At 60.9% G+C, this 11,246-nt stretch carries 11 protein-coding genes; 6 read left to right on the top strand and 5 right to left on the bottom strand.

The annotated features are described in order from the left end of the window. Positions 1 to 108 precede the first annotated feature (108 nt). The 3 genes from ACJ8HB_RS07150 (at position 109) to ACJ8HB_RS07160 (ending at position 2,921) form a co-directional block, all read left to right on the top strand. The gene (locus ACJ8HB_RS07150) at positions 109 to 915 is read left to right on the top strand and encodes an IclR family transcriptional regulator domain-containing protein (protein ID WP_047571458.1); all 807 of its coding nucleotides are present in this window, start codon (positions 109 to 111) and stop codon (positions 913 to 915) included. Positions 916 to 1,050: 135 nt separating this feature from the next. Then, on the top strand, positions 1,051 to 1,683 hold the full coding sequence (locus ACJ8HB_RS07155) for a helix-turn-helix domain-containing protein (RefSeq protein ID WP_047571460.1): 633 nt from the start codon (positions 1,051 to 1,053) through the stop codon (positions 1,681 to 1,683). Between the two features lie 275 nt (positions 1,684 to 1,958). Next, entirely contained in the window at positions 1,959 to 2,921 is a 963-nt protein-coding gene (locus ACJ8HB_RS07160) for a hypothetical protein (protein ID WP_094859961.1), read from the top strand. Positions 2,922 to 2,970: 49 nt separating this feature from the next. Here the strand turns inward: ACJ8HB_RS07160 and ACJ8HB_RS07165 are convergent, their stop codons facing one another. Then, positions 2,971 to 3,405: a DoxX family protein gene (locus ACJ8HB_RS07165; RefSeq protein WP_033635133.1), complete on the bottom strand. Its 435-nt coding sequence runs from the start codon at positions 3,403 to 3,405 to the stop codon at positions 2,971 to 2,973. Between the two features lie 217 nt (positions 3,406 to 3,622). Here ACJ8HB_RS07165 and ACJ8HB_RS07170 point away from each other — a divergent pair, with 217 nt between their 5' ends. The 3 genes from ACJ8HB_RS07170 (at position 3,623) to ACJ8HB_RS07180 (ending at position 5,846) form a co-directional block, all read left to right on the top strand. Next, a complete protein-coding gene (locus tag ACJ8HB_RS07170) occupies positions 3,623 to 3,823 on the top strand; it encodes a hypothetical protein (protein WP_047571463.1) in 201 nt (66 codons plus the stop codon). Between the two features lie 76 nt (positions 3,824 to 3,899). Further along, positions 3,900 to 4,298 carry a type II secretion system pilot lipoprotein GspS gene (gspS, locus tag ACJ8HB_RS07175; RefSeq protein WP_047571465.1) on the top strand — a complete coding sequence of 133 codons (399 nt, stop codon included), beginning with the start codon at positions 3,900 to 3,902 and terminating at the stop codon, positions 4,296 to 4,298. 114 nt (positions 4,299 to 4,412) lie between these two features. Then, positions 4,413 to 5,846, top strand: coding sequence for an EmmdR/YeeO family multidrug/toxin efflux MATE transporter (locus tag ACJ8HB_RS07180; RefSeq protein ID WP_060422425.1), 1,434 nt, complete (start codon positions 4,413 to 4,415; stop codon positions 5,844 to 5,846). Between the two features lie 28 nt (positions 5,847 to 5,874). On the opposite strand, the gene ACJ8HB_RS07185 is transcribed toward ACJ8HB_RS07180, so the two are convergent. From ACJ8HB_RS07185 to pqqU, 4 genes are all read right to left on the bottom strand, one after another. Beyond that, positions 5,875 to 6,054, bottom strand: coding sequence for a hypothetical protein (locus ACJ8HB_RS07185; protein ID WP_033635123.1), 180 nt, complete (start codon positions 6,052 to 6,054; stop codon positions 5,875 to 5,877). After that, positions 6,051 to 6,236, bottom strand: coding sequence for a hypothetical protein (locus tag ACJ8HB_RS07190; protein ID WP_033638531.1), 186 nt, complete (start codon positions 6,234 to 6,236; stop codon positions 6,051 to 6,053). The genes ACJ8HB_RS07185 and ACJ8HB_RS07190 overlap by 4 nt, the downstream gene beginning before the upstream one ends. 227 nt (positions 6,237 to 6,463) lie before the next feature. Further along, on the bottom strand, positions 6,464 to 8,836 hold the full coding sequence (locus tag ACJ8HB_RS07195) for a glucose/quinate/shikimate family membrane-bound PQQ-dependent dehydrogenase (protein ID WP_094859960.1): 2,373 nt from the start codon (positions 8,834 to 8,836) through the stop codon (positions 6,464 to 6,466). Positions 8,837 to 8,983: 147 nt separating this feature from the next. Continuing rightward, a complete protein-coding gene (gene pqqU / locus ACJ8HB_RS07200) occupies positions 8,984 to 11,116 on the bottom strand; it encodes a TonB-dependent receptor PqqU (RefSeq protein ID WP_170943481.1) in 2,133 nt (710 codons plus the stop codon). Between the last annotated feature and the right edge of the window lie 130 nt (positions 11,117 to 11,246).

Here is an 11,246-nt window from a genome sequence, read left to right on the forward strand (position 1 = left end):
ATACCGATTATCGAAAAAGCGTGCGATTATCGGCTATTGTTTAACAAAGGTTCGCAGGCTGTGATCGTCGGCACACCGAAATTTCAGGCAGACAGCGGGGTAACGAGAATGGAAAAAGGACAGGAAATTACGCGCAGCAGCACCGATCCCTGGAAGGGGGATCCCGACTTTATGGCCTCTTTGGCGCGAGGATTGGAAGTTCTGCAGGCTTTTACGCCGCAGCGGCGGCTGATGTCGGTATCGCAGATTAGCCAGCGTACCGGCATTCCGCGCGCGGCGGTGCGCCGCTGCCTTTACACCCTGAGTAAGCTGGGCTTTGTGTACGCGGAAGACGGCAAGAATTATGAGCTGCGCCCGCGCGTCTTGTCGCTGGGCCATAACTGGCTGGCGGCTTCGCCGTTGGCCAACGCCGCGCAACCGGTGTTGAGGCAACTCAGCCAGACGCTCAATGAGTCCTGTTCCATGGCCATATTGGACGGTGATGACATTCTTTATATCGCCCGCGCATCGACTTCGCGGATCATGACCATCGATTTGCACGTCGGCAGTCGCTTACCTGCCAGCACGACGTCGATGGGGCGGGTTCTGCTGAGCGGGCTCGCCAATGAGCCGTTGAATAACTATTTGGCGCGGCTGACGCAACTGCGTTACACCAGCCATACCCTGGTGAGCGTTAGCGCATTGCGGGAAGAGCTGGCGCGCGTGCGTCAGCAGGGATATGCCATCAACGATCAGGAACTGGAGATTGGCCTGCGTTCACTGGCGGTGCCGCTCACCACGCCGGACGGCCGTATCGCCGCGGCGTTGAACGTCGGTGTGCATGCCAGCCAGGTTTCCGCAGAGCGTTTGTATCAGCACCACTTGCCTTTATTGCGCTCGGCCGCGGAAGAGATATCGCTGCTGTTGCACGACTAATCTTGAACTTTGGGTACCTGCCGGAGTTAACGCCGGTTTTTTACCGCGCCAGGTGAGTCATACGGTGTTGTACTGTTGCCCGCGGGTAAGGTAATTTGCTGTTGGCAAAGATGACTGACGCGGGGGCCAACGGACATGAACGAGAAAATCGACTATCACATCGAGAAATACCATTTCGCGCCGCTGGATGAGGCCCCGCGGCTTGCGCACCAGTGGCGTGAGGTGCTGAACGAGTGCCGCGAGACGCAGGCCGGGGCGGAAGAGCGTCTGCGCATTGCGCTGCTCAACGTGGACTATGTGACCAGTTTCGAATTGCCGTTTCGCTTATTGCTGGTGCGGGCGCCGCAGCTGATCGCCGGCCTGCGCGATCAGCTGTCGATAAGTCAAAAAAATGTGGTGTTCAACGGCAAGCGTTTCGGCTGTGTCTACAGCCTGAAAAGCGATTTGAGCGGCGTGCCGGAGGCCTTTCAGTACAGCCTGTCGACCCGTATTCATCGAACCTCGGCGTCGGGCGTGGACGCGCTGCCTTACCGGGAAATCGCCAAGGCGCTCAAAGCGCCGCGTGAGCGGCTCAAGCTGGCGCTGGAGCAGGGGCTGCCGGTAACGGCGCTGGATGGATTGTTCTGGTTCGGCATTCAGCGCATTGCCGCCGAGGTGCGCAGGCTAAGAAAAACCGGCATGGCGATCGTGACGGCGGAAACCGAGATCTTCGACACCCTGACCGGCACGACGCGCAAGGTCCCGGTGTACCGCCTGGCCGAGAGTTAATGGCCGATAGCCGGCGGTTTATATTATGAGGCTTGATTCCCGCCGGTCTCCGCCTGGCTCTTCTACGATCCTTTTTTTACCCGCATCTCCTCGCCGTTCGGCAAGAAAACCGACGCGACGTATTCCTCAAACCTGACTCAGCGTTCGTTCTGCAGCGGCACAACACAGACGGCGGGCCATCGTCGATAGCCGGTGTCACGATGGTGTTTCCGGTGGTCGGCGCCGTTTGCCGCCCACCTTTGGCTAACATCGACGAGGGTTTGAAGGAGAAGAGTATGCTGAAACGTTTTGCACTGCTGTGCTGGTGCCTGATCGGCGCCAACGCGCTGGCGGCGGGCCCCAACGCCAATATCAAGTATTACGGCTATGACTGGCTGGACTTTTATGCAACTGCCACGCCGTCTTTCAGCGCCACAGAGGCGCTTAAGGCGATTACCGGCACCGGCTTCAGTATGACCAATCTGAACGTGGTGCACACGTTGGCAAGCCTCAATCTGCCCGTTTGCGCCGGTGGCACCTGCGCCGTGAACATTCAGGCTGGTTCGGGTGCGGTCTCGGGATCGCCGTTTATCGATATCTGCCCTGGCGCAGACTCGAACGGCAGTTGTCAGGCCGCGGGTTCCTGGAACGCCATTTGGACGGCGGTGAAAAAGATCGCCGAAGCCAAACATAAGCCCGGCGCCATTTATTTTATCGATGAGCCGTTCGACGTTCCCGCGTTACAGACCGCGGGGAAATACGACGCTTACCAATATTCAAGCTATGTTTGCACCCTGCGGCAGGCCATGCAGCAGTATGGCGTCGCGATCCCCATCTACACCATCTTGTCCTACCGGCATGCCAACAACGCCGAATGGATCCGTGAAATACAGCAGGGCGCGCCTGCGACCGCGTGTCCGGCCAACGTAAAAAGCACGCCCGATTGGGTTGGGGTGGATAACTACAACTGGTCGGTGGCGGATATGTGGAGTACCTACAACCGCCTGGCGCCGATAAGCGCAGCCGGACAAAAGTGGGTGTTGGTACCGCCTTCCACGGCATCGTTAGGAATGAACGACCAGCAACTGCATGCGCAAATTCAACTGTATTGGGATTTTATTAACCAATATCCGAATGCGCCTGTGGTTTACATCATGAACTGGCGGTTTGATCGCGAGGTTACCGAGAACCGTGCAGCCTACCCTCACTCGACCGCCTTACTGTCTTTCATGGCGAACACGCTGCTTGCCAAACCTTAGGCATGCAAAAAGGAGGTTCGAATCAGGAACCTCCTTTTAATAGTGCCGCTTACCGATAGGCTTCATTGCGCGCGATCGCGTATTTCCCGCTGCCCAGCAGCAGGATGACGACCCCACCCATAAAGAACACCAGTTCGTTTTCAATGCCCCAGGCGCCGACGTCGGTGACGGTAAACACCTTGCCGGTGCCCACCATCAGAAACGCCACCACCAGCGTGAGGGCGTAAACCAGCGCGGCGGGGCGGGTGAACAGCCCCAAAACGATCAGTATCGGCGCCAGGATCTCCCCAACATACACGCCATAGGCAATGAAGGCGGGCAGCCCCTGTTGTTGTAACGCATCGGCGATCCAGCCGACGCCATGCTGAATTTTCGCCACGCCGTGAAACAGCATCAGCCCGCCGAAGGTCAGTCTGAGCGCCAACTTACCGGCGTCCGGGCGATCAAAAAGGCGCGTGAATGCCGCATTCAGTGACTTAACCATGACCCTTCCTCCTGAATAGGAATGATTTTCAATCAATATATCAGCAAGGTGAATGCGAAAGATGTTCTGGATCAGTAAAACGGCGGGCTTTACGCCGAATCAGCGGGCGAGGTTCGGCGGGCATTGCGCACGGCAACGCAGGCTGTCCCCGCGACCCAAATCGCGGTAAAATGCAGCAGTTCACCCTATCGCATTCCATCAGGCCGTCGAACCCGCTATGAAAACGCGCAAACCGCGCCGTCCGCCCGGGCGGTGGATCTATTACATCCTGCATGAAGACATGCTGTGGCCCTGCCCGGTCAAATGGGAGTGGGAGAGCGGCTATAACGCTTGGCTGCCGTTTTACTATTCCCCCACGCTGGAGTTCGTCGCCGGCAACCCCGCCCGCGCCACCAAGGTCAGCAGCGGCCGGCACTAAGCGTGTAGCCCGCCTTGCCGCCAGGCATCCACTCACCTAAGATCATTGCATCACCCACAGGTTTCCGGGAGCGCCCATGTCTAGTCTGTTTCGCACTTCTCTTTGCGGCGCGGTGGCGTTGCTGCTGCTTGCGGGTTGTCAGCAGACGGCGCATAAACCGGCGCCGCCGCTGCAGGCGCAGTTGGATCACATCGCTCTGATGCTGGCCGGCGGGCATTTCCTGCGCGTGGCGTGCGGGCGCAGCGAAGTGCCGGACGATGTGAAATTGCAGCGCACCGCGATGCGTACGGCGCAGCACCGCGGCTGGGACACGCATGCGGCAGGGTATCGGCAGCTGCCGGCGCTCACCCAGGCGCGCTATCTGGCTCTGCAACAGGATAATCAGCTGCTGACGGATAAATGCGCCACGCTCAGCCGCAGCACCGCGCGCTTTATCGCGGCGGCGCAGGCCGATCAGGAAGACTACATGGAGTAGCGTTGCGGCAAGCCTGTCGGGCGCTCGTCACGGGCGCCCAAAAATTCTTTGCAGGATAACGATTTATCGATCATCATTTGAAATGATGTTTCACTTTTATCCACCGAGCCCACCTTGAACCTGTATGCCGCCCTGCGTCAGCGCGTGGAAAATACGCCCTGGTACGCCAAACGGAAAAGCTACCGCGTGCTGTTCTGGCGCGAGATCACGCCGCTGGCGGTGCCGATCTTCCTGGAGAACGCCTGCGTGCTGCTGATGGGGGTGCTGAGCACCTTTCTGGTGAGCTGGCTCGGCAAAGAGGCGATGGCCGGGGTGGGGCTGGCGGACAGCTTCAACATGGTGATCATCGCCTTTTTTGCCGCGGTGGATCTCGGCACCACCGTGGTGGTGGCCTTCAGCCTCGGCAAGCGGGATCGCAGGCGCGCGCGGGCGGCGGCGCGTCAGTCGCTGGTCTTGATGACCGGCGTGGCGCTGCTGTTGGCGGCGGGCATTCATCTGGCGGGCGAACCGATCATCGATGTGATCGCCGGCGCGGCCTCGCCGGAAGTGAAAGCGCTGGCGCTCTCTTACCTGCAGACCACGGTGTGGAGCTACCCGGCGGCGGCGATTGCGCTGATCGGCAGCGGCGCCCTGCGCGGCGCGGGCAACACCAAGATCCCGCTGCTGATCAATGGCGGCATGAATATCCTCAATATCATCATCAGCAGCATCCTGATTTACGGCATGCTGGGTTGGCACGGGCTGGGCTTCGTCGGCGCCGGGCTGGGGCTGACGATTTCCCGCTATATCGGCGCCATCGCCATTCTCTATGTGCTGGCGATCGGTTTTAACCCGGCGCTGCACATCACGCTGAAAAGCTATTTCACGCCGCTGAAGATGAGCATCCTGTGGGAAGTGCTGGGGATCGGCATTCCCGCCAGCGTCGAATCGGTGTTGTTCAACGGCGGCAAGCTGTTGACGCAGATGTTCGTCGCCGGCATGGGCACCAACGTGATCGCCGGTAACTTCATCGCCTTCTCCATCGCTTCGTTGATCAACTTGCCGGGCAACGCGTTGGGATCGGCCTCGACCATCATCGTCGGCCGGCGGCTCGGCAAAGGCGAGATCGGCCAGGCGGAGCGGCAGCTGCGTCATATTTTCTGGCTGTCTACCCTTGGGCTAACCGCCATCGCCTGGGGCACGGCGCCGCTGGCCGGGGTATTCGCCGCGTTTTATACCTCGCAGGATGACGTGAAATCGGTGGTGAAAACCCTGATTTGGCTCAACGCCGCCTTTATGCCGATCTGGGCCGCTTCCTGGGTGTTGCCTGCCGGGCTGAAAGGCGCGCGCGATGCCCGCTTTGCCATGTGGGTGACGATGCTGGGCATGTGGGGCTGCCGCGTGGTGGCGGGCTACGCACTGGGCATTGAACTGGGCATGGGCGTGGTGGGCGTCTGGTTGGGGATGTTCCTCGATTGGGCAGTGCGCGGCGCCTTGTTCTATTGGCGCATGGTCAGCGGGCGCTGGCTGTGGAAATATCCGCGGATGAGGCGCTCGGACGCCGGGTGACGAGCCGCCGCCGACAGCCGCGGCAACGTCAATACAGCAGCGTCATCGCGCTGAAGAACAGTAGCGTCAACACGATGATGATGACGTTTTGTGTGGCTTTGCGCACCAGTTTGCTGGCGCTCAGCCGGCTGTCGATGATGTAGAGCAGCGGCACCATCAACAGCACGTAGGCGAACATCAGCATGGCGGTAAAGGGCTGCAGGTTCATTCATGCTCCTCTTGTGCGTCATCATGGCCGACCAGGTGCACCAGCACGGCCTCCGTCTGATGGGGCAAACCAATAAAATGCGCAGTGGCTGGGGAGTTCGCCGCGAGCGGCAGAGCGGCGCGCCGCGTCTTCACCGCCGCTTGCAGAATTTTCTTTCGATGCTTCCGAGTATGGTCGACCATGCGCCTCCGAATAAAGCCGCCCGCAGGCGGCCGATCGTTGTATTGCCCATTAAGCTGGAGAAGGATTTCGGGCCGCTGCCGGGGCCACGCACTCATAATATTGCGAATGATAACCATTATCAATAATGAGAGTGAAAAAATTAAGGGTATTACGAGGGGCAGTCGGCGGGGCGGGAAAAGAAAAAGCACGCCTTGCGGCGTGCTTTGCGCGGTATTAACTGCAGCGGTTACTTCTGGTCGGGCAGGGCGTAAGCGACCAGATAGTCACCCAGCTTGGTGCCGAAGGAACCGTGGCCGCCGGCGAAGATCAGCACGTACTGCTTGCCGTTGACCTCATAGGTCATCGGCGTCGCCTGGCCTCCGGCCGGCAAGCGCGCTTCCCACAGTTTTTCACCGTTGGTCACGCTGAAGGCGCGCAGGTAGTTGTCTGCGGTGGCGCCGATGAAGAACACGTTACCGGCGGTGGTCACCGGGCCGCCCAGCATCGGCATGCCCATTTTGAATGGCAGCGGCAGCGGGGAGCTGTCGCGCACGGTGCCGATGCGTTTTTTCCACACGATGTCATTGGTTTTCAGATCCACGGCGGAAATGTAACCCCAGGCCGGCTGTTTGCACGGCAGACCGAACGGTGACAGGAACGGGTTCAGGGTCACGCCGAACGGCACGCCATACTGCGGCTGTACGCCGGACTCGGTGCCGCTGCCGCCCTTGTCGCCTTCCGGCGGCTCAATCGGGTTGCCTGGGCCGCGTGGGATCAGCTTGGACACGAACGGCAGCGCGATCGGGTTGGCGATGGCGATTTCGCGATCGGTATCGACGGCCAGGCCGCCCCACTCGAACATGCCGAGGTTACCCGGGAACACCAGCGTGCCCTGCTCGGACGGCGGGGTGAAGGTGCCTTCATAACGCAGGTTGTGGAACATCACGCGGCAGACCAGCTGGTCATAGATGGTCGCGCCCCACATGTCCGCACCGGTCAGCTTCTTCTCAGGACGGAAGGTCAGCTCGGAGAACGGCTGGGTCGGCGACAGGCGGTCGCCTTTGGCCGGGCCCTGCGGTACCGGTTTCTCCGGGGCCGGCACCACCAACTCGCCGTTGGTGCGGTTCAGCACGAAGATGTTGCCGGTTTTGGTCGGCACGTAGATGACCGGCACTTTTTTACCGCTCTTGTCGGTAATGTCCGCCAGGGTCGGCTGCGCCGGCACGTCCATATCCCACAGGTCGTGGTGTACCGTCTGATAGAACCAGGCCAGCTTGCCGGTGGAGGCGTTCAGCGCCAGCAGGCCGCTGGCGTAGCGCTCCATTTCCGGGGTGCGATCGCCGCCCCAGATGTCCGGCGTGGAAACGCCCATCGGCAGATAGACGATATCCAGCTTGGCGTCATAGGCGGCCGGCGCCCAGGAGTTCGGCGAGTTCGGCACGAAGTGATGCTCGTCCGCCGGGATGGCGTTCGGATCTTTCGCGCCCGGATCGAAGGCCCACAGCAGCTTGCCGCTGTTGACGTCGAAGCCGCGAATGACGCCGGAAGGCTCGCGGTTGGAGTAGTTGTCGGTCACGGCGCCGGCGATGACGATCACTTTATCGGTGATCACCGGTGGCGAAGTCGGCTCGTAGTGGCCCGGCGTCGCATACGGCATGTTGCTCTGCAGGTTCAACTCGCCGTTGTTGGCGAAGTCCGGGCAGGGTTTGCCGGTGTCGGCGTCCAGCGCGAACAGGCGACCGTCGTTGACCGGCAGAATGATGCGGCGCGCGCACATCGCCGGTGCGGCATCGCCGGCGGCGCCCGCGGCTGCAGCGGTTTCGTGGTAAGACACGCCGCGGCAGGTGATGTGCTGGAAGGTCGGGTTGTACTTCAGCTGCGGATCAAATTTCCACTTTTCTTTACCGGTGGCGGCATCCAGCGCGAACAGCTTCTGGTGCGGCGTACACATGTAAAGGGTATCGCGGATCTTGATCGGCGTGACTTCGTTGGTGATCTCACCCGGATCGTTGGCGGTCTTCAGATCGCCGGTCTGGAAACGCCAAACCTCTTGCAGCTGGCCAACGTTTTTGTCGTTGATCTGGCTCAGCGGCGAGTAACGGGTGCCTTCCTGGGTGCGGCCATAGGCCGGCCAGTCGGCGCCGTTGGCGTCTTTCGGCTGCACCTGCGCGGCGTTGAGAGTGCCGTTGATCTCTTGCGGATCGTTGAATACGGCATAGGCCAGTGCGATGACGGTGATTGCCAGCGCCGCGCTCAGCGCACCGTAGGCGAACTTGCCGTTGGCGACCAGCTTACGGTAGATAAACGGCAGCACCAGCCACAGGCCGAAGAAGAAGGTGACGTCCAGGCGCGGCGTCAGCGCCCAGAAGTCCGGGCCGACTTCCCACAGGGCCCAAATAGTGGTGCCCAGCAGGAATACCGCGTACAGCAGCAGCGCGGTGGCGCGGCGGCGGAACAGCAGCCAGGAGGTCGCCAGCAGCACCAGCCCGGCGATGATGTAATACAGCGAACCGCCCAACTTGGCCAGCCAAATGCCGCCGCCGAGCAGATAAAGCCCGCTCAGCGCGGCAAATAGCGCCGTTATGACGATAAGCGGCGATAGTGACGCTTTATTTTGCATAGCAATACCCTTACCAAAAATGAAAGTCCCCGATTTAGAGATTAAGCCAAATCGGAAAAAACACGCGGTTTATCCCTAATATTTCAGCGGGAAGCCGCTAGGGTGACGTAAAACCCATCCCGTTTTTTAACCTTAAGGTGCTTTGCCTTATTCAAAGCGGTAAGACAAGGTGGCGCCGCCACCCCAGTTGCGACCCGGCGCCGGCTCGAAATAGCGGCCGTTGCCTTCGTTGACGATCACCGAACCGACGTAACGGCGATCGAACACATTGTCTACCCGGCTGAACACGTCCAGCGCCCAGCGGTTCCAGGTAAAGCGATAACCGGCGTTTACGCCGGCCACGGTGTAAGAGGGCGCCTGCGCGCTGTTGGCGTCGTTGGCCTGAATGTCGCTCATGTAGCGCAGCTCCGCGCCGGCGTGCCAGCCTTCCGGCGGCGCCCAGGCCAGCGAGGCGTAGCCCATATTGCGTGCGATGCCCGGCAGGCGATTGCCGGCGGGGGTACAGCCGGATTTACCGCACATATCGCTGCGGTAGGTGGCGTCCAGCAGCGTCCAGGCCATATTCAGGCGCCAGTCCAGCGCAAACTCCTGATCCAGCGCCAGTTCGAGGCCACGCCGCCGGGTTTTGCCGGCGTTGGCATAGCTGGTGCGCCCGCCGCTGCTTTCCGCCACCACCAGTTCGTTGTCGGTCTCGGTCTGGAACAGGGCGGCGCTCACCAGGCCGTTGCCGAGGCGCAGCTTGCTGCCCAGCTCAACGGTGTCGCTGGTAGACGGCTGCAGGCCGATGTTGAGGCCCGCCTGGCCGTCGGGGCGGTATGAGAGCTCGTTGATGGTGGGGGTTTCAAAGCCGCGGCCGGCGGAGAGATAAAGGTTCCACGCCGGATTGATCTTGTAGTTGAGCGAGCCCATCGGCAGCCACTGGTGGTAGCGCTTGCTGCCGCTGTCGTCGCCGTTGCGCGGCGTGATGTAATAGTCGGTCGAGTCGAAGCTGACCGTGCTGTAGCGCAGGCCGGCATCCAGCGTCCAGTGCGGCGTCAGTTGCCAGGAGGTTTGCAGGTAAGGATCCAGGTTCCAGATGCGGTTCTTCTCGTTGCGCCGCTGGTCGCCTTTCTCGCCGTAGTCCACTGTGCCGTCTCGCAGAATAAAGTTTTCGAACCCCTGCCGGCGTTCGGTCATGGTTTCATAATCCAGACCGCCGATCAGTGTTACCGGTAACGATGCGAGAGTATCCTCATGCTTCCAGCGAGTGTCAATGCCCTGATATTTTCTTTCCAGCACGATCACCCCGCCGGCGTGGGTGGGGTTGAGCTGCGGCCCCATCGGGATTGATTGGTACTGCGTGGTGTGGCGCTCGCCGTGGTAGGCGGTCAGGGTCAGTTCGTCGCGCTCGCTCATCTGGCGTTGATAGCGCAGGCCGGCCTGGGTCTGGTCGAGCGATTTGCGGGTGTTGTATTGATCCGCGCGCGGCGCCTGGCGCGGGTTTTCCTTCCATTCCGCCTCGGTCAGGCCGCCCGGATCGCCGGCATCGATTGAGACGCTGTTGAACATCAGCGTCAGGGTGCCGACGTCGTCCAGCCGCACGCCGAGCTTGCCGTTGCCGAGGTTTTTCCGCGCGGCGCTGTGATCGCGGTAGCCCTGGGTGGTAAAGCGGGTGCCGGAGATGGCGTAGTTGACGTCGCCGGCCTGGGTGCCGTCGCCGGTGGCGCCGGTCGCTTTCACCCCGTAGCGCCAGGTGTTGTCGCTGCCGAAATAGCCGCCGGCTTCCAGCGTCGGCGGCTGGGTGCCGGTAATAGTGTCAACATTGATGACCCCGCCCGAGGCGTTGCCGTACAGCGCGGAATAGGGGCCGCGCAGCACCTCGATGCGTTCGACGGAATTGATGTCGATATTGGAGGTTTGCCCCTGGCCGTCGGGCATGGTGGCGGGAATGCCGTCGACGTACATGCGCACCCCGCGCACGCCGAACATCGAGCGGCTACCGAACCCGCGTATCGACAGCTGCAGATCCTGCGCATAGTTTTGCCGGTTTTGGATCTGCAGGCCTGGCACGCTGCCGAGGTTTTCCGACAGGTTAATCTGCGGCGCGGCGTTGCGCAGGTCTTCGCCGTCGATCACGCTGACGGAGACCGGCGACCCCAGCTCCGTCAATCCGGTGGGTTGCGCCATCACCACCAGGGTGTCGCTGTCTTTTTGCTCCGCCGCCAGGGCCGAACCGATACAGATCGGCTGCAGCAATAACAGGGTTGCCGGGGTCAAGACGGGACGTTTTTTATTCATCAGATAATTCTGCCAATAATGCTGAAAGAGTTGCCCGCAAGGGGGCGAAAATAGCCATTTTTGACTCCCTGTACCGGCATTCAAGGGGAAGGAAACTGCATCCTGCAAAGAGTATAGGATATTCCGATATCGT

The organism is Serratia sp. CY27727 (assembly GCF_052169275.1).
Lineage (GTDB): Bacteria > Pseudomonadota > Gammaproteobacteria > Enterobacterales > Enterobacteriaceae > Serratia > Serratia sarumanii.